Annotated in this window: 20 protein-coding genes and 1 pseudogene; 4 read left to right on the top strand and 17 right to left on the bottom strand. The window is 39.9% G+C overall.

Translation table 11 applies throughout. The annotated features are described in order from the left end of the window. Positions 1-2 precede the first annotated feature (2 nt). The 6 genes and pseudogenes from yqeK to ACXAD1_RS18490 all read right to left on the bottom strand — a co-directional run bounded on the left by yqeK (position 3) and on the right by ACXAD1_RS18490 (position 3,963). Complete coding sequence (gene yqeK, locus ACXAD1_RS18465) at positions 3-569, bottom strand: bis(5'-nucleosyl)-tetraphosphatase (symmetrical) YqeK (protein ID WP_474910723.1); 567 nt, start codon at positions 567-569, stop codon at positions 3-5. Beyond that, a complete protein-coding gene (locus ACXAD1_RS18470; RefSeq protein WP_474910724.1) occupies positions 559-1,128 on the bottom strand; it encodes a nicotinate-nucleotide adenylyltransferase in 570 nt (189 codons plus the stop codon). The genes yqeK and ACXAD1_RS18470 overlap by 11 nt, the downstream gene beginning before the upstream one ends. A gap of 39 nt (positions 1,129-1,167) precedes the next feature. Continuing rightward, positions 1,168-1,457, bottom strand: a pseudogene (gene yhbY, locus ACXAD1_RS18475) (ribosome assembly RNA-binding protein YhbY). Continuing rightward, entirely contained in the window at positions 1,451-2,290 is an 840-nt protein-coding gene (aroE, locus tag ACXAD1_RS18480; protein ID WP_474910725.1) for a shikimate dehydrogenase, read from the bottom strand. The pseudogene yhbY and the gene aroE overlap by 7 nt, the downstream one beginning before the upstream one ends. A gap of 47 nt (positions 2,291-2,337) precedes the next feature. Then, the gene (yqeH, locus tag ACXAD1_RS18485; protein WP_474910726.1) at positions 2,338-3,444 is read right to left on the bottom strand and encodes a ribosome biogenesis GTPase YqeH; all 1,107 of its coding nucleotides are present in this window, start codon (positions 3,442-3,444) and stop codon (positions 2,338-2,340) included. 3 nt (positions 3,445-3,447) lie between these two features. Beyond that, positions 3,448-3,963 carry a YqeG family HAD IIIA-type phosphatase gene (locus ACXAD1_RS18490; RefSeq protein ID WP_474910727.1) on the bottom strand — a complete coding sequence of 172 codons (516 nt, stop codon included), beginning with the start codon at positions 3,961-3,963 and terminating at the stop codon, positions 3,448-3,450. 528 nt (positions 3,964-4,491) lie between these two features. Here ACXAD1_RS18490 and ACXAD1_RS18495 point away from each other — a divergent pair. Further along, positions 4,492-4,632, top strand: a complete 141-nt coding sequence (locus ACXAD1_RS18495) for a sporulation histidine kinase inhibitor Sda (RefSeq protein ID WP_009333041.1) — start codon at positions 4,492-4,494, stop codon at positions 4,630-4,632. A gap of 74 nt (positions 4,633-4,706) precedes the next feature. Here the strand turns inward: ACXAD1_RS18495 and ACXAD1_RS18500 are convergent, their stop codons facing one another. Then, complete coding sequence (locus ACXAD1_RS18500) at positions 4,707-5,483, bottom strand: phosphatidylserine decarboxylase (protein ID WP_474910728.1); 777 nt, start codon at positions 5,481-5,483, stop codon at positions 4,707-4,709. Between the two features lie 272 nt (positions 5,484-5,755). Between ACXAD1_RS18500 and pssA the strand changes: the two genes are divergently transcribed. Beyond that, on the top strand, positions 5,756-6,295 hold the full coding sequence (gene pssA / locus ACXAD1_RS18505) for a CDP-diacylglycerol--serine O-phosphatidyltransferase (RefSeq protein WP_206838844.1): 540 nt from the start codon (positions 5,756-5,758) through the stop codon (positions 6,293-6,295). 38 nt (positions 6,296-6,333) lie between these two features. Here pssA and ACXAD1_RS18510 read toward each other — a convergent pair whose 3' ends face one another. After that, complete coding sequence (locus tag ACXAD1_RS18510; RefSeq protein ID WP_206838846.1) at positions 6,334-8,130, bottom strand: M3 family oligoendopeptidase; 1,797 nt, start codon at positions 8,128-8,130, stop codon at positions 6,334-6,336. Between the two features lie 124 nt (positions 8,131-8,254). Continuing rightward, complete coding sequence (locus tag ACXAD1_RS18515; RefSeq protein ID WP_009333045.1) at positions 8,255-8,410, bottom strand: hypothetical protein; 156 nt, start codon at positions 8,408-8,410, stop codon at positions 8,255-8,257. Positions 8,411-8,866: 456 nt separating this feature from the next. On the opposite strand from ACXAD1_RS18515, the gene ACXAD1_RS18520 reads away from it, so the two are divergent. Then, positions 8,867-9,829 carry a F510_1955 family glycosylhydrolase gene (locus tag ACXAD1_RS18520; protein WP_474910729.1) on the top strand — a complete coding sequence of 321 codons (963 nt, stop codon included), beginning with the start codon at positions 8,867-8,869 and terminating at the stop codon, positions 9,827-9,829. A gap of 25 nt (positions 9,830-9,854) precedes the next feature. Here the strand turns inward: ACXAD1_RS18520 and sigK are convergent, their stop codons facing one another. From sigK to mtnN, 4 genes are all read right to left on the bottom strand, one after another. Beyond that, a complete protein-coding gene (sigK, locus tag ACXAD1_RS18525; protein ID WP_206838850.1) occupies positions 9,855-10,574 on the bottom strand; it encodes an RNA polymerase sporulation sigma factor SigK in 720 nt (239 codons plus the stop codon). Between the two features lie 807 nt (positions 10,575-11,381). Further along, the gene (locus tag ACXAD1_RS18530; RefSeq protein ID WP_244671131.1) at positions 11,382-11,576 is read right to left on the bottom strand and encodes a YrzI family small protein; all 195 of its coding nucleotides are present in this window, start codon (positions 11,574-11,576) and stop codon (positions 11,382-11,384) included. 320 nt (positions 11,577-11,896) lie between these two features. Beyond that, entirely contained in the window at positions 11,897-12,157 is a 261-nt protein-coding gene (locus tag ACXAD1_RS18535; RefSeq protein WP_474910730.1) for a YrhC family protein, read from the bottom strand. 158 nt (positions 12,158-12,315) lie between these two features. Then, the gene (gene mtnN, locus ACXAD1_RS18540) at positions 12,316-13,023 is read right to left on the bottom strand and encodes a 5'-methylthioadenosine/S-adenosylhomocysteine nucleosidase (protein WP_474910731.1); all 708 of its coding nucleotides are present in this window, start codon (positions 13,021-13,023) and stop codon (positions 12,316-12,318) included. A 221-nt stretch (positions 13,024-13,244) separates the two neighbouring features. Between mtnN and ACXAD1_RS18545 the strand changes: the two genes are divergently transcribed. Continuing rightward, complete coding sequence (locus ACXAD1_RS18545; protein ID WP_474910732.1) at positions 13,245-13,451, top strand: YrzA family protein; 207 nt, start codon at positions 13,245-13,247, stop codon at positions 13,449-13,451. Between the two features lie 19 nt (positions 13,452-13,470). On the opposite strand, the gene ACXAD1_RS18550 is transcribed toward ACXAD1_RS18545, so the two are convergent. The 4 genes from ACXAD1_RS18550 to udk form a co-directional block, all read right to left on the bottom strand. After that, positions 13,471-14,148, bottom strand: coding sequence for a YrrS family protein (locus ACXAD1_RS18550; protein ID WP_206838859.1), 678 nt, complete (start codon positions 14,146-14,148; stop codon positions 13,471-13,473). A gap of 225 nt (positions 14,149-14,373) precedes the next feature. Next, entirely contained in the window at positions 14,374-16,167 is a 1,794-nt protein-coding gene (locus tag ACXAD1_RS18555; RefSeq protein ID WP_206838861.1) for a peptidoglycan D,D-transpeptidase FtsI family protein, read from the bottom strand. Positions 16,168-16,223: 56 nt separating this feature from the next. Then, positions 16,224-16,700: a transcription elongation factor GreA gene (greA, locus tag ACXAD1_RS18560; RefSeq protein WP_009333053.1), complete on the bottom strand. Its 477-nt coding sequence runs from the start codon at positions 16,698-16,700 to the stop codon at positions 16,224-16,226. Positions 16,701-16,950: 250 nt separating this feature from the next. Further along, entirely contained in the window at positions 16,951-17,586 is a 636-nt protein-coding gene (gene udk, locus ACXAD1_RS18565) for a uridine kinase (RefSeq protein ID WP_206838862.1), read from the bottom strand.

Consider the following 17,586-nt stretch of genomic DNA (forward strand, 5'->3'; position numbering starts at 1 on the left):
AATCAATCCTCCTTATTCATTACAAGGTCATTATAAGTTTGGAAGGACGCTGGAAAAACCGGCTGCCCTTTTTTCATTAAAAACATGACGGTATTTTGGACAGCCTTGATTAAGGCCTTGTCCAGATTCGTCTGCGCTAAATCACGAACTTCATCAACACCCGGAAAACGCCTTCCAGGTTCAATATAATCCGCTAGATAAATGATCTTTTCAAGAAGTGCCATTCCCGGCCTGCCGGAAGTATGGTATCGTATAGCATCTAAGACCTCTTTATCATTAATTCCCACTTCTTTCTCAGTCAGAAAAGCACCGACAGGAGCATGCCAAAGTTCACTATTGTACTCCAGAAGCTCACTTGGCATTCCTTCCTTAATGATAATTTCCCTCATTTCTTCCTTAGGACGGAACTTAGCATAATCATGAAAAATGGCCGCCAGTTCCGCTTTTTTTATATCAGCACCATATTCCGCTGCGAGGCTGATGGCTGTTTCCATCACTCCTACTGTATGAAGGTAGCGATGTTCAGTCAGCTGTTCCTTTACGATTGCAAGAGCCTGTTCACGATTCATATAAATGATTCTCCTTTATATAACTCCTTATAGCATCCGGTACCAGATAGCGAATAGTTCCGCCTTTCTTTACACGGCTTCTGATCATACTGGAGGATATCCCCATTTCCGGCACGTCAGCATAAAGAATCGGATACGGAGTCTGCAAATTGTAAGATGGCCGCCTCACTCCTATAAAGGTAATCAATTCAAGAAGTTTGTCAATGTTATGCCACTTGGGCAGATACTCAACCATGTCAGCACCAATAATAAAATAAAATTGCGTTTGAGGATAGTTTTCCTTCAAAATCCTGATTGTATCGTAGGTAAATGAAGGACCTTCGCGCTCCAGCTCAATCAATTCCAATTTAAAACCGGGTTGACTCTGCAATGCCAGTTTCAGCATTTCCGTACGATCGCTGCTGCTGACATTATCAGACCTTTTTTTATGGGGAGGTTCCTGGTTCGGCATAAACCAGACTTCATCCAAACCATGGGAAGACATGACCTCATTCGCGATGATGAGATGGCCTAAATGAGGCGGATTAAAGGTCCCTCCGAGTATGCCTACTTTTTCCATTTACACTCCTCCATACATCCAGTTTTACAATTAAGAAACTTACGGCAAGTCGATTTGTTTGTTTTCTTTCGATTCTTTATATAAAACAATTATATTTCCGATGATTTGTACAACATCAGCCTTTGCGCCTTTTGACAGCTCTGCGCCACCGTATCCCTGTCTTCTTCACAGTTTTGAAGGATTGAAACCTTTAATAATTCACGGGATTCCAGCGCTTCTCCTACTTGCTTAATCATATTTTCATTTACTCCGCCCTTTCCCACTTGGAAAATCGGGTTTAAATGATGGGCTTTTGATCGTAAAAAACGTTTTTGCTTTCCTGTTAGCATGATAAACCTCCCAGTTGATTTAAAACTTTATGTCTCATTCTTTCAATTTCAGGTTCAATGCCAGTCCACATCTCAAAAGCAAGTGCTCCCTGATATACAAACATGTCAATACCATTCTGAATTCCCGCACCCTTTGCAGCAGCTTCCACCAGAAGCCTTGTTTCAAGCGGATTGTATATGATATCACTGACAAAGGCTTCCGGCTTTAGCTTATGTACTGAAAGCGGGCTTTGGCCAATTTCAGGATGCATCCCTATCGATGTAGTCTGAACAATAAGATCGTATGTCCCCAGGCTTTCCTCTGCGTCCATTCTGTTCAGCACCCGCGCAGGAACCTGAAAGGGGCAATCATTAATAATATGTTCGGCCCTTAGTGGAGTCCGATTGCAAATATCCAGAAGCTCAGGACCTTCTTTGGCAATTGTAAAATAAATGGCTCTCGCAGCTCCGCCTGCCCCCACTATGAGCACTTTTTTGTCTTTAATTGATTGTTTTTGATTCAGAAGGCCCTTTACATACCCGCTCCCATCCGTATTAAAGCCTATTAGCTTTCCAGCATGATTGACCACTGTATTAACTGCTCCAATAGCCTCTGCCAGGGGATCCAGTTCATCTATTAGAGGGATAATAGCCTCCTTATGCGGTACTGTAACATTAAAGCCCGCAATACCCATTGCCCTGAACCCTTTAATAGCATCAGAAAGATTTTTCCTGGATATATGGAATGGATGATAATGAGCATCAAGACTGTAAGCGTTAAATAAATCATTATGCATAGCTGGGGACATTGAATGGGAAATCGGATCTCCAATCACCCCAAACAGCTTTTTCAAAATTCCTCACCCCTTTTGAAAAGCGTAAGCAGCTGCAGGTTCGCAGCCTAAATTAAAGACTTCCTTATCATAGCATGGACACCTTTAGGAACATAAGCAGCTACTTTGGCTCCGCCTTCATTTACAGTAATCCATCCAAGCCCTGAAAATACTATATCTGTTTTTGGTTCTTTTATTGTGAATTCATGTTTCACAAGCTCTGGGAAGGTTTCCATCTGTTCTTCCCTTGGAGGTGTGAGCATCTCTCCCGCATGATTCCGATACAGCTCATCCGCCTTTTCTGTTTTAGTGCGGTGAATAGTTAGTTCATTGGAGAAATGGCAAACAAATGAACGTCGTCCCCCGGCAATGTAATCAAATCTTGCCAGTCCGCCAAAGAATAGAGTCTGCTCTTCATTCAGCTGGTAAACCTTAGGCTTTATCTCCTTTTTAGGTGTTATAACCTTTAAATCCCTTTTATCTACATAATGGGCCATTTGATGATGGTTTATTATACCTGGAGTATCTACTAAGGCTTTTCCGTCAGATAAAGGTATTTCGATAATATCAAGAGTTGTGCCAGGGAAGTGGGAAGTTGTTATGACATCGCCTTCACCTGTTACTTCCTTTAATATACGATTGATGAATGTGGATTTACCTACATTCGTACACCCTACTACATACACGTCTTTTCCTTCCCGGTAATGGTCGATAGCTGCTGCTATCTCGTTAATGGAATACCCTTTCGCAGCACTTGCCAGATAGACTTCTTCCGGTTTCAATCCCAGCTGTTTGGATTCCTGCTTCATCCAGTTAATCAGCTTGTTTGTTTTCACCGACTTTGGAAGAAGGTCAACTTTGTTCCCGACAAGCAGAATTTTATTGCTGCCTACAAAACGATGAAGCCCCGGAAGCCAGCTCCCGTTAAAATCAAAGATGTCCACAATTTTCACGATAAGTGCATCACTTTGTCCAATTTCATTCAGGATCTTAAGAAAATCATCATCAGTCAAGCTTACATCCTGAACTTCATTATAATGTTTCAGCCTAAAACAGCGCTGGCAAATAATCGTTTCCTTCTGCAGAGCTGATTGAGGAGCATAGCCCAGCTCCTCAGGATTTTCTGTTTGAACTTTTACTCCACAGCCTATGCAAACAAATTGCTCTTCACTCACTTTTTAATCCTCCCACTGAATCATTCCCTTTTTTCTGAACCAATTTAATATTCGTCTTTCCACCAGCCGGTTAAATTTTGTAAAAAATCCGTCAGTTTGAGCAACAGGCACGACCAAAATAGTATGGAAGCCGCTTCTGTTTCCCCCCAGGACGTCAGTCAGCAATTGATCACCAATCACAACTGTTTCTTCTTTTCTCAGCCCCATCTCTGATAGAGCTCTTCGGAAGGCCCTGCCCATTGGCTTTCTAGCCTGGTAAATAAATGGAATTTTAAGGGGGTCGGAAAAAGCCTTTACCCGATTTTCATTATTATTTGACACAATGGTAACCTTGATGTTGCTTTGCTTCATTTCTTCAAACCAGCTAATCAGCTTCGGCGTTGCATTTGGCCTGTCCCATTCGACTAATGTATTATCCAGGTCCGTGATAATGCCTTTAACTCCCTTTTCCTGTAAACTGTGGGGAGTAATTTCAAATATACTTTTAACATGCTGATCAGGCAAAAAATGCTTTAACACTATATTTACACCTCAATCATTTATTCATATGGTCCAGCAATATTTATTCTCAGCTATCAAATACCTCACGGGCTTTATTAATAACCAGCTTCAGAAGTGTTCCCACGATAAAAAACACCGATTTCATCATACCCAATTTCATCCGCTCTTTCAAAATAAAAACTGGAGGATACAATCCAGCTGTTCTATTTTATACGATTCCACAAAATGGGGTAAGACACTCAAAACTCAGTAAATTTCCATGGAATAGGCGTATTTTATGCTTAAAATAAAAATTTTTCGACAAAAAGCTACTGCTCTTCCACCCTGTGGATAACTTTATGCACATAATCCAATATGATTTTTATACTTTTTCCCTTTTTATAAACAAAATAATCACAGGTTATCCACGGTTTCCTGTGGATAAGAGAACAGTTGTTCTAATCGTTTAATTTTGCTAGAGTAGGGGTACAACATAAAATCTTACATTATATGTATAAAATAATTCTTTTAGAACTTAAATATCAAGTACCTGGAGGTGGGACAGGAATGCGTAAACTGTCAGATGATTTACTAATCGAATCATATTATAAAGCAAAGGAACTGCAGCTTAGCAAAGACTTCATTCGTTTAATCGAAACAGAAATCCACCGTCGCTCACTATCAAACAGAATAAAAGTAACTTCTTAAAAATGGACAAGCCCTAAATAGGGCTTTTTTTATTCTCCGTATTCCTTATAAACCGAAATAACTGGACCATACATTCACATTAGAGTTCCAATCCGCTCCCCTACTTTAATGTGAGCAGGAGTCCTGATTGACTTTTCAAGTTCGAATTTACCTTGCTCAAACAGGAGAATGACAGTAGAGCCGAAGGTAAAATAGGCCATTTCCTTTCCTTTTTCAAGCTGATCCCCTTTATGAGTAAGCTCAATGGAATTTACAAACATAGCACCAACCTTCACAATCGCGATTGCTGCATCTCCATGCCTCACTTCAGTTATGCTCCGATAATTTTTGGAAAGTGTGTCTCTTCCATATTTTAATCCCCATTTGTTGACCGGAAAAGACTTCAGCCCAAGAATCCATTGATCTGCTACCTTTCCAGTGACAGGGCTGTGTATCCTATGATAATGGCTCGGACTTAAATAAAAGATCATATAAGTGCCGCCCGCATATTTTCCTGCTTTATTTTCACCCAGCATCTCAGAGATTGAATAGTTTTTTCCTTTTACTGTAATCATACGATCCTCACGGATGCTCCCAACATCTTCGATTACCGCATCTACCGGGCTTACTGCCGAGTCAGGGCTCACATCTGTTACTCTTGCACCTTCTTTTAGCCTTCTAATGAAAAACTCATGAAGTGTTGGATATTCATGGAGTTTTTTTTCCATTTCACTCTCATTTATATTATAAATCCTTGTAAAAGATGGAATGACCCGCCTGCTCAAATTTGATTTAGCAAATTTCTGCAGCATCCCGGATGACCATCTTCCATTTGTCAATTCAATCAGCAGGCGATATACAGGTTTTAACAAATGACATGCCCCCTAAAAAATATGTTCTTTACGAACAGGCATAAAAAGCATAGAATAAAATATTATTATATAACATATAAAACTAAGTTTGCCATAGACTTCCTCAGATTTGACGCTTTTTTTATTTTTGGCTTTCTTGAAATACTGTGGTTTACATATTATTTTCCCTTCCATATAATTCCCAATTATCAGTAAATTTTAACACATTGCCCATAAGAAAAAACTTCTTATAGTCTGCAAGCTGTGATTCCCAGGTGCAAGGAGTGTTTGACATGTTTTTACAGGATGTTCTTGACTTAACCATTAAGAAGCTAAAGGCACAGACAGCCAATATCTTAACTCTGTCTAACCTGTTCTTAGGGTGCTTTGCTATTTTATTTTCTATTAATGATAATTTGAAATTGAGTGTGCTGCTGATCTTTATCGCAGCTCTTGCTGACCGTTTTGATGGGATGGCAGCAAGAAAAATGAATATTGAATCGGATTTAGGAAAACAGCTGGATTCCATGAGTGATATTATTTCTTTTGGTGTTGCTCCTGCACTGCTCCTATACATAGGCGTCCTTTATGATTTTGGGGCACCAGGAGCCTTCTTAACTGCTCTATATATCGGATGTGGAGCTTTGCGGCTGGCCCGTTTTAACATCTGTGAAAATAATGGCTATTTTACAGGCTTGCCGATAACGGCTGCCGGCTGTCTGGCCACTTTATGCTTTCTCGCAGTTCCATATTGGCCTTCGCCATTATTTCTCTTTATCATGTTGACACTTTCCATTTTAATGATAAGCCCTTTCAGGCTGAAAAAAGTGTAAAAAGAGCCGTGCTCAAAAGAGCGCGGCTTCTATTTTTATTAGTTTGCTGTTAATGCCAGGAACTCTTCCACATCGTCCATGCATAATTGAACGGCACTTTCCCAGAACTCAGGTTTTGTTAAATCGGCATTTAAATGCTTCATAGCCAAATCTTCGACTGTCATCGATGCTGTATCCTTCAATAATGCTATATATTTTTCTTCATACCCTTTTCCTTCTTTAAGAGCCTGTGCATAGATTCCAAGCGAGAACAAATATCCGAAAGTATATGGGAAATTATAAAACGGCACGCCAGTAATAAAGAAATGGAGCTTTGAAGCCCAGAAAGATGGATGATACTCATCAAGGGCGCTGCCATAAGCTTCTTTTTGGGCACCCGTCATGATTTCATTCAGACGGTCCGCACTTACATTTCCCCGTTTTCTTTCTTCATAGAATCGTGTTTCAAACAGGAATCGTGCATGTATATTCATTAGCAGCGCAACAGACCTTTGCACTTTATCTTCTAAAAGCGCCAGTTTCTCTTCTTCTGATCCTGCATTTTTCACTGCTGCATCAGAGACAATCATTTCTGCAAAAGTAGAAGCTGTCTCAGCAACATTCATGGCATAGTTTCGATTAAGCAAATGAAGATCCCTCATTGCGTATGTATGAAAACCATGCCCCAGTTCATGTGCCAGGGTTGAAACATTGGATGGTGTCCCTGAGTATGTCATAAAGATCCTTGATTGGCTGCTTTCAGGGAAGTAGGTATGGAATCCGCCAGGCGCCTTTCCTGGACGATCTTCTGCTTCAATCCATTTTTCTTCAAACGCTTTTTTAGAAAAGGCAGTCATTTCTTCTCCAAAGTGAGCAAACTGCTCAAGGATAAAGTCAGCACCCTGCTGATAGGTTAATTTTGTTTCTGACTTGGAGAGCGGGGCATCCAGGTCATACCAGCTTAATTTTTCTAAGCCTAGAAGCTCAGCTTTTCTCTCCAAATATTTAACTAGAGGTGCTTTATTTCTGGAGATTACATCCCACATTGTATCCAGAGTTTCTTTTTTCATCCTGTTTATGTCCAGAGGTTCTTTGAGGAAGTCATTCCAGCCTCTTAATTTATAAACATTTAATCTAAAACCGGCTAAATGATTTAAGGTTTTAGATAAATAGTCAGACTGGCCGTTCCATGATTTTTCCCAGTTATCAAAAACTTCCTTGCGCAAAGTTCTGTCAGGACTTGAAAACTTATTAGCAGCCTGTCCAACTGAAAGCTGCTTTATCTCGCCATCTTCAGTGTAAGGAATTTTTAAATTTCCTACTATTACGTCATACATCTGGCCCCATCCGTGGTAACCATCAACAGAAAGGGCATTTATGACAGTTTCTTCCTCTTGCGGAAGTCTTTCTGAGGCATTTTCGCGTCGTTCGTTTAATACAAATGATAGTTCATTTAATAAATTATTATTTATAATTTGCTCCCAAGAACTTTGTTCTATACTTGCAAGCTTCTGATCAAATACAGTTAAAGCGTTTTGAAAAGCTGCACTAAGTTCCGTAGTTGCCCCTCTAAGGTCTTTCGCTTTCTTATCCCCGGTATTCTGGGCCTGAAGACAGCTTACAAAAGCACCAGCCTGTCGCACTTTTCTTGCTGTCTGCTGGAAAAGCTCAATGATTTCACTTATTTCAGCTGCATCTTCAGCTGAATTAACAGGCTGCCATTTATGTATTTGATTAAAAAATGAATCAATATGCTTTCTTGTCTCCTGTAAATGCTGATCAAATTCTGCTGAGTCGCTTCCACCCTTAAAAAAGACATTCAAATCCCATACTGACGAATAGGCTGTTACAGTCATATGATCCCCCCATAAAAATTTCGATTACAGAAATATTATACCGTGATTTTTCCGAAATTTCTATAAAATACTCTATATAAAAAGAAGCCCACACCTTGAGGTATGAGCCAACTGCTGGTTACATCTACCTGAAATAGCCTCCGCCATAGTATGCAAATCCTCCAAATACAAGCAGCAGGATCAGCAATACAACGACGAGGGCAAGCCAGAATCCTCCGCCTCCATAATAACCGCATGGATAAGGAGGGGGAACTGGATAACCGCCATAACCATAAGGCATATCCTTTACCTCCCTTCGCCTTCTATTACTAAGATATGTAATTAAAGGACCAGCGTTTAGGCTTTTGCACTAAAATAACGGTGAAAAATCGGTAATTTCTTAGCACCGCTATTAGAATAGTTCATAGAATATACTAGAAGGAATTTTATGGGAGGAGTGTTAAATGAAGATTATCTCAATCTGCAAGATATGCAAAGGCACAGGCAGCATTAGAGCATGTAAATTCATAAAGAAATCCTGCCCTGCCTGCAAGGGATACGGCAAAGTGACTAAACACCTTTCCGATTTCAAAAAAGAGGAACGGAATAAGTTTTTTCTTCACTCTTAACACGGAACACGGAGCAATTTATATGAACCCTTCCACAGGCAAGGGTTTTTTATTTTACGCTGAAATACTATATAATGACATCGATAATGATCATAACCATTGAACTGATATGAATTGGAGTGAAATGAATGAAACAAGGCAGAACGATTTTGGCAGTTCTCCTGTTATTGCTCGCAGCTGGCTGTACTGCTGAAGGAGAGCAAAGTAAAAAAACTGCTGAGGAACCTTCAAGTACTTCAGAAGAGGCTGACTATTCTATTATTGAGGCATCAGCTCAGCAAATCGACCATATCCAAGGAATCGGATACCCGGGAAATGATACTGGACTCTACCTATCATCCAGCGATGGCTTAAAGTTTTTTAAAGAAGGCATTTGGCATGAGGCCACTTCCGCTAACCATGACTACATGGGTTTTCAGGCAGTCAAAGATGGATTTATTGTCAGCGGCCATCCCGATAAGAACTCTGTCATAAAAAACCCTCTTGGTATTGTGAAAAGCACTGATAAAGGAGCTTCCTTCAAGAAACTGGCTTTTAGCGGAACAAGTTCCTTTCCTTTTTTGGCTGCCGGCTATGAAACAAATATTATCTATATGATCAATCAGGAAAAAAGCGACGAGCTTGAAGCAGGTGTCTACCGATCACAGGACACAGGAAAAACATGGGATCCAGTCAGCTTAAACGGGCTTGAGGCCGACACACTTGGTATGATTGCGGCACATCCAACTCATCCGGAAATAATGGCCATGTCCACAAGAAGCGGCATCTTCTTATCACAGGATAAAGGTGAAACCGTGAAATTAGTATCTGAGCCAATCATGGCTACAGCTCTCACTTTCACGGAAAATAGCCTGTACTACGCGTATGCAGATCAGGAAAAGGTTCAGATGAGCAAAATCGATCTTAAAACGATGGAAAACTCACAAATCAAAATTCCTTTTCTCAGCTATGACAACCCTATTACATACATTTCTGCCGATAATAAATCTAAGGGAAGGCTTGCTATTTCAACCTATCTCAAGGATTTATATGAATCCGCAGACAGCGGTGTGAACTGGCAGCTTTTATTAAAAAATGGAAGAATAGAATAACCAAAGGGACAGTAGAACTGTCCCTTTAGCTGTTATTTTTCCTTTTTTCTTTTTCCGCCCGATAAAACTCATGGAACATTTTCATCAGTGCCCTCTTTTCAATCCGGGAGACGTAACTTCTTGAGATTCCAAGCTCCTTGGCAATTTCTCTTTGTGTTTTTTCTTTTTGCAGGTCAAGCCCGAACCTTCCCACAATTACTTCTTTTTCTCTGTCATCTAAAACATCAACATACTCCTTCACTTTTTCAAGCTCCATATTTAACTGAATCGTATTAATAACATCCTCAGATTCCGACTTAAGAACGTCAATAAGGGATATTTCATTCCCTTCTTTGTCCTGCCCGATGGGATCATGAAGGGATACATCTTTTTTCGTCTTCTTCAGTGCACGCAAGTGCATAAGTATCTCATTTTCAATACAGCGGGCTGCATACGTGGCAAGCTTTGTGCCTTTTCCTTCCGAATAGCTCTCGATTGCCTTTATCAGTCCGATTGTCCCTATTGATATCAGATCTTCAGAGTCCTCGCCTGTGTTTTCGAATTTCTTAACAATATGGGCGACCAGTCTTAGATTATGTTCAATAAGCATATTACGGGCATGCGCATCGCCTGCAGCCATCAATCGCAGGTATTTCTTTTCATCTGCAGGAGACAGCGGTTGAGGAAATGCATTATTTTTTACATAAGATACAAGAAACACAATCTCCTTAACCAAAAACCCGAGTGCAGTTAAAATACCGGACATCGTTCCACCCCCGCTTAGAATGCGTTCAAAAATGTCTATAACTAATTCCTATGTATGGATGGAGTTGTTTTTGTCTGTCCAATAGAGATATTTTCTTCAGAAAATATTTCGTTCTTCATTTTCTCTGCAATTAGACAAGCTTTCTGTCATGATAATAAGATATAATCATTCATGTACTAAATAATTATCGCTGGTATCCCTAATACATAGCTTTGGAAGAAAGAGGTTTTGAAATTTGAATGCCCAGAGAATTATTTTAGCTCTCGTTTTTTTTATTGTTCTGCTTGACAGCGTTGCCAAATTTATTTTCGAAGGTTTTTCTTTAAAGACCTTGCTGATATTGCTTGCAGTTTCTGGAATCGTTTTATTTCTCTGGATTTTCCCAAACAAAAAGGACTGACTTTTCAATCCCAAAAGTCAGTCCTTTTTGTTTTATTGCAAATTACTCTGTTACGCTCACCTCAGCCGATATGATGCAGCCGATAGTGGCGCACACAACCAATCCCATTACGATCCAGAACATCCTTCACACCTCTATAAAATTCCTTATTTTCTTTAATGTAACATGGTTTTTGCTTCAGAAAAGAAGAGGAATGTGAACATTCTGTTAATCCGGATCAAGTGGATCAGTTCCTTTTTTTGCGGAATTTAAGAGTTAAAATTAAAATATGCAAAGACATGCACCATCCCTCCTAACCGGTTACAGCTTCGTTAGGTGGAATCTTTCTCCACCCAGAAAATTGCCTGACGTCCTTGTAAAATGTAAAACATTTAGCAAACCACCTTTCCTAATTTTTATCACTGAAATTAAAATGGACGGTAAATAGAGAATTGACGATCACGGTTTTGATCGATAATTTTTTTAGCCATTTGTTCACGAACAACATCTTCTGCTGATAATTGACGTTTTTTAATCGTGACTGTCAAAAAGAATATATTTAATGTCATTAGATATTCCACCTCCTCGTTCATATCCAGCCTGAAGGCACAAAAAAGCCGCAAAGAGATACACTCCCAGCGGCCTGGCCATAAGGCATAAAAAACCGCAGGGCACAATTCTCCCTGCGGCATGGATATGTAATGTCAATTAAGCAAATCTAAGCGATCCATTCCATGTAGGTCGAATTTGTAAAATATTTATTTAACTGTGCTTCTACTACAATTGCCTTTAACATCATTTCATTCGACCTCCTTTTTAGAATATTTTCACTTACATTGGTAATTATATCCACAATTATATAGTTTGTAAACCTTTTTTGATCATTTTTATTATATTTTTTATATTTAAAAAAAACGCCCGGAAATCCGGACGTTCATTTTATTTATTTTCTCATTAGGAATTCCTGGCCTTCATCCGTTTCATTCAATTTACTTCGGCATCGTTTTGAAAAGAGGAAGAAAAGGATTGAGCCAAGCAGGAAAGCTGAAGAAGATCCAGCCATTATATATAAATCAGAAACTGTATTTGCAGTGTCAGGGATAATCAAACCAATGTAAAAAAATGATCCGACAGCAAGCATAGAAATTGCAAAACGCTTGAAATCCACCATTTTTTCAAATAAATGCTTTGCTTCATTCTTCATTTATTATCACCTTCTATGGAATAGATCTATTAAGACTATAATCCTACTTTAACATATATGGCAGAAGTGAAGGTTATGTAAATAATGTAAGCGAGGGAAAACCTCCAAATTAAGAAAAGACGGCTCCCCATGATGGAAAGCCGTCCAGTATGACGTCGCTATCTTTTATTATTGCTTAGGGCATCCACAATCTTCATTACCAGCGTAGCGGAATGAAGTGCCGCCTTCTCCAAAAATTGCTCAAATGAAACATCGGATTCTTTTCCAGCAATATCAGAGAGTGCACGAATGACAACGAAAGGAGTCTTAAATTGATGGGCCACCTGTGCCACCGCCGCTGCTTCCATTTCTACTGCCTGCAGGTCTGTAAATTTATCACGGATATAATCCACTCTTGCGGGATCATTCATGAAGGAATCACCTGTTGCAATTAACCCTCTGACAACCTGGATATCCCCGATTTCCTTTGCACACGCTTCAGCGATCTGCACCAGACTGCCGTCTGCTTCAAAAGCAGGCGGCAATTGCGGCACCTGGCCATATTCGTAGCCAAAAGCGGTAACGTCTACATCATGATGCCTAACCTCTGTTGAGATTACCGTATCGCCCACATTCAATTCAGGATTAAAGCCTCCAGCAGAACCGGTATTGATTACATAATCCGGCTTATATCTCTCCAAAAGAATAGCAGAGGACATGGCTGCGTTTACTTTGCCTATGCCTGAACGGAGAAGCACCACTTCCGCGCCATTCATTTTCCCTGCTGTATACTCGCACCCGGCGATCGTTTCCTGGCTCTTATCTTCTATTTTATCTCTAAGTAACGTTACTTCCTCTTCCATTGCTCCAATAATAGCTATTTTCATTATAAAACCTCTTTCTCATTTTTCTAAGCTTTTGATTGCATTCATCAGGATTAGAATGCCCATATGCAGTATTCAAAATCTATTCTACCACCTTAGACGGGATGTTTGCCATATTCGAAAATCTATCCATATATACCCCTTCCAGATTAGAAAGTTGCCAGACTAAAATGGACCCCATAAAATAAATATTATAAAACTGTATTGAAAGGAAGGGAATCACAATGAATTTTCAGTTCGATATGATAGAAGATAAAGTTGAGTTCTATGAGGCTCCTGATGTAAAAGAGCTTGAAAAGAAAATAAGTGCACAGATTGAGCATAATAAAGCAATCCTTTTATCTGTACATCACGTTTCCCATCAAATGCATCTTGATGAGAATGGAAGAACTTATTACTCGGCGATGGTACACTATAAGGTAAAAAAATAAGGACGCCAAGGCGTCCTTATTAATTGATTTCATTTAATACTTCTACTTTGGATGGTTTCCAGCCTTCACCGTCAACCCAGTCTATATAGACACGGTACTTTTCGCTCTGATCCTTTGTGGAAATTGTCCCGACAGAGCTGTTTGGCCCATTATTGCCAAGAAACCATACAGTCATATTGCCCTGATCAACTCCAGTAGCATAGGTAATGGCATTGAGCATTTCCTGCCAATCAGCAGAATTTTGATCATAAACAGCAGTATGTTCTCCGGATTGAGATGTACCGACTGGTTTCCATGCTGGATTTTCGATCGTTTTTTCCACATCAGGCGCACTTCCGCCTTCTGTTACAACTTGTTCTTTTGCTTCATCAGATTCCTCTTCTTCTTCATTTTCATCGGCTTCATTCTCTTCTGCCTCTTTTTCATCTTCCTCGGAATCTTTATCTACATTGTCTTTATCTTCCTCTGCTTCTTTGTTTTGATTATCCTCGCTCTTTTCATTCTGTTTGGAGTTATTTTCAGACGCGGTCTGTTCATCTGCAGGCAATGCCTGGTCATTATTTCCGCCAAAGAATATTTTTGCAGAAACAAAGATAATCAAGATAATAACAAGTGCAATAAGGCTATTTAAAATGACGTTTGTTTTTTTTCTTTTTTCCCTTTTCCCAAAACGGGATTCTCTACTATTCCCTTTCAAGGCTTTCTCCTCCCCAATCTGTCAGGATTACAGGTAAAAATATTAATAAATGATTAGAAATTATAAATCCTGCCGCAAACAGATATGCTATTACCCAAACAGCGGCTGTCAACATTCTAACATGGAATCAGGTTATCTTAAAAGAATTAACCTATGGACTCAGGTACTGCCAGCAATTAAATGGACGACGTCAGCATGCGGAAAGTTATACTATACCATATTTAATTAAGAGTCTGCAGAGTCAGATGGAGGATTTTCTTTTTTATGATTATTGTTATAGATTTCTTTCACAATATCAGCAAAAAGCGGATTTACCCCTCCTGTGTCTTCAGTAACTTCCAGGTTTACCGCTACAAGGGCATATTTTGGATTTTTATAAGGGAAATAACCAGCAAACCATTTATTGTGAAGCTGTTTTCCATCTGCCATTATGCCTGTTTCTGCAGTGCCCGATTTACCTGCAACTTCGTATGGAAGTTCTTTAAACCAGCGGCCGGTCCCATCTTCATTAATTACTACTTCCCTAAGCAGCCTTTGAAGCTTCATAGCAGTATAAGGGGCAATAATATCTCCATCCAGCTTCTGCTTTTTGAATTCTATAAGAGATGTACTGTTTTTATATTCTATTTCAGAAGCAACCCGGACCATTTCTTTTTCGCCTCCTCTTGCTATAGTTGCCATCATGTTGGCAACAGCAAGCGGAGTGGCTCTCACTTCATGCTGCCCAATCCCTGTCAGGCCTGCAAAATTACTGTCTTTTTTTGCCTCTTCAGTCAAAAACACTCGTCCTTTTTCTTCGTCTTGAAGCTGTTTGAAATCGTTAAAATGATAAATATTCCCCTGCCAGCTTACAGGACCCGTTAATGAAAGTTTCTCTGCATACTCCTCAAGAAGATCGGGATTTATATCTTTAAGCTCCTTAGCAATGGTAGCAAATGTATTATTGCAGCTTCTGGCAAAGCTATCATTAAAATTCAGCATCCCATGCTGGTATTTAAGGTCAGGCTCCCCGTTAATTTTCCTGCTGCAGTCAAATTGCCTTTGTGGATCGTCCAGACCATGATCAATTGCCGCAGCTGCCACCACTGTTTTAAAAACCGATCCCATAATTTGCTGTTTAATCATATGATTTACTGTCCCGCTGCTTTCTTCATCAAAAGGATTATCTTTATTAATGGATGGACGCGACACCATTGCCAAAACCGAATTTGTCTCTATATCAAGGAGGGCAACTCCCCCTTTTTTTATCCCATGCTGATCAGCCAATTTTTCGGCCATCATCTGCAAATCGTAGTCCAAGGTTGTTTTAATATTGACCGGATAAAAGGGGTTTGCTGGCTCAACATATTTTACATCAATCCCAAACAGCGGTCCGCCTGTCCCATCCACATGATAGACAAGTTTTGATGCCCCTTCAGGAAGCAGAAACTCATCAAAGCTTTTCTCCATGCCGGTAATGCCAATCATTGTGTCAGAAGACAGATCTTTGTCCGGATACCTTTCATTCAAAACATTCTGATTTTGCCCGGTAATTCCAATTAGCTGAGAGGCAGGTTTCTCAGAACGGCTGTATTTCTTCTCAACAGCAAAGACACCCGGAATTTTCAATGCATTGATGTCCTCCATCTGATCGAATGACAACTGTATTGGCTCTGGGGTTCCAAAGGCAAACGGCTCTTTTGCATTCTCAACTGAATGTCGCAATGAATACTCCGAAGCACCCGTAATTTCAGATATCTTCTTTATATCCCACTCCATTCTTGCAAGGAAGGGGAATAATATAAGGACAGATTTATTTTCAAATGTCATTGGATTTCCGCTGCGATCCAGGAAGTTTCCTCTCCCGGCATCAATAATCATCTCCTGGGACCGCTGACGGACACTCGCTTCCAATAGATTAATTTCTCTGCCTGTAAAATGCTCTGTTGAAACAAGCTGCAGCTGTATCAATCTGCCCATAAGAAAACAAAGGACCATAAAACTAACGATAAGCCAGCCAACTGCTCTTTTTCTCCACATAAAAAACACCTCGTCAAAAGTCTTGACGAGGTTTTCTGATTTCAAACCAGCTATTCTTATTTAATGGAAACAATGCGTACGTTCATTTCACCACCAGGAGTCTGAACAGTCACTTCGTCTCCAACTGTACGGCCAATCAGGCTTTTTGCAATAGGTGAATCATTTGAGATTTTTCCTTCAAAAGGATCTGCCTCTGCACTTCCCACGATGGTGTAAGTTTCTTCGTCTCCATCTGGAAGCTCTACAAAAGTAACGGAGCGGCCAAGTCCCACAATATCTCCGGCCATTTCTTCCTCTTGGATTATCTTTGCATTGCGGATCATATTTTCAAGAGTGGTAATCCGGCCCTCAACAAATGCCTGCTCTTCTTTCGCTGAATCATATTCTGAGTTCTCGGAAAGATCTCCAAAGCTTCTTGCGATTTTTATACGTTCAACCACTTCTTTGCGTTTAACCGATTTTAAATATTCAAGTTCCTGCTCAAGTTTTTCTTTACCTGCTTGTGTCATTGGGAAAACCTTTTCTGTAGCCAAAACCTTCACTCCTTCGAATTACACATTCTTTAAAAGTATGTGTTCTATAATGTATGTACTTCTTTTTATCATATTTTTAGGAAAATGAACAGGAGCGCGTCCTTTGTTAAAGGGCGCGCAGATCATCTTTTTATGTTGACTGGCTCTGGAAGATTTTGACTGACGGGCTAAAGCTGGAATCAGCATCAGATCTTAACACAGCCATTCGGTAAAAGGATAAGTCCTATAGAACATTTTCAATGCTATTGTTTCATAAAAATGACTTTTGTTCAAGAATTGTTTGAATTTTTGTGACCATTAAATCTATGGCAACATAATTATGCCCGCCTTCTGGGATAATGATGTCAGCATATCTTTTGGTCGGCTCAATAAATTGATTATGCATTGGCCGTACCACATTTACATATTGTTCTATGACGGAATCCATGGTGCGTCCCCGTTCTTTTATATCCCTGAATAAGCGGCGGATAATACGCAAGTCGGCATCCGTATCTACATATAATTTCATATCCATCAGATTACGGAGCCTCTCATCCTCAAGGATCAGAATGCCTTCTAAGATGATGACATCCTTTGGTTCGACTTCAATTACCTCTTCTGACCTTGTATGCATGGCATAATCATATACAGGCTTGTCAATCGGTTCATATCTTAGCAGGTTTTCAATATGTTCAATTAGCAAATCGTTATCAAATGCAAGCGGATGGTCATAATTCGTTTTCAATCTTTCTTCAAAAGGCAGATGAGTTTGATCCTTATAATAATAGTCCTGTTCGATCATAAGGATTGAATGCCCTTTGAAACGGTCATAGATCGCTTTGGTTACGCTCGTTTTTCCTGAGCCGGAACCGCCGGCCACCCCAATTACAACGGGTTTGCGTTTCAT

Source organism: Cytobacillus sp. ABV4_503 (genome assembly GCF_056158445.1).

What these genes read in the sequence shown, in the direction of transcription:
- yqeK (WP_474910723.1), bottom strand. Translation starts at nt 569, where the DNA reads ATGAATCGTGAACAGGCTCTTGCAATCGTAAAGGAACAGCTGACTGAA.
- ACXAD1_RS18470 (WP_474910724.1), bottom strand. Translation starts at nt 1,128, where the DNA reads ATGGAAAAAGTAGGCATACTCGGAGGGACCTTTAATCCGCCTCATTTA.
- ACXAD1_RS18495 (WP_009333041.1), top strand. Translation starts at nt 4,492, where the DNA reads ATGCGTAAACTGTCAGATGATTTACTAATCGAATCATATTATAAAGCA.
- pssA (WP_206838844.1), top strand. Translation starts at nt 5,756, where the DNA reads ATGTTTTTACAGGATGTTCTTGACTTAACCATTAAGAAGCTAAAGGCA.
- ACXAD1_RS18510 (WP_206838846.1), bottom strand. Translation starts at nt 8,130, where the DNA reads ATGACTGTAACAGCCTATTCGTCAGTATGGGATTTGAATGTCTTTTTT.
- ACXAD1_RS18515 (WP_009333045.1), bottom strand. Translation starts at nt 8,410, where the DNA reads ATGCCTTATGGTTATGGCGGTTATCCAGTTCCCCCTCCTTATCCATGC.
- ACXAD1_RS18520 (WP_474910729.1), top strand. Translation starts at nt 8,867, where the DNA reads ATGAAACAAGGCAGAACGATTTTGGCAGTTCTCCTGTTATTGCTCGCA.
- sigK (WP_206838850.1), bottom strand. Translation starts at nt 10,574, where the DNA reads ATGTCCGGTATTTTAACTGCACTCGGGTTTTTGGTTAAGGAGATTGTG.
- ACXAD1_RS18535 (WP_474910730.1), bottom strand. Translation starts at nt 12,157, where the DNA reads ATGAAGAATGAAGCAAAGCATTTATTTGAAAAAATGGTGGATTTCAAG.
- mtnN (WP_474910731.1), bottom strand. Translation starts at nt 13,023, where the DNA reads ATGAAAATAGCTATTATTGGAGCAATGGAAGAGGAAGTAACGTTACTT.
- ACXAD1_RS18545 (WP_474910732.1), top strand. Translation starts at nt 13,245, where the DNA reads ATGAATTTTCAGTTCGATATGATAGAAGATAAAGTTGAGTTCTATGAG.
- ACXAD1_RS18555 (WP_206838861.1), bottom strand. Translation starts at nt 16,167, where the DNA reads ATGTGGAGAAAAAGAGCAGTTGGCTGGCTTATCGTTAGTTTTATGGTC.
- udk (WP_206838862.1), bottom strand. Translation starts at nt 17,586, where the DNA reads ATGAAACGCAAACCCGTTGTAATTGGGGTGGCCGGCGGTTCCGGCTCA.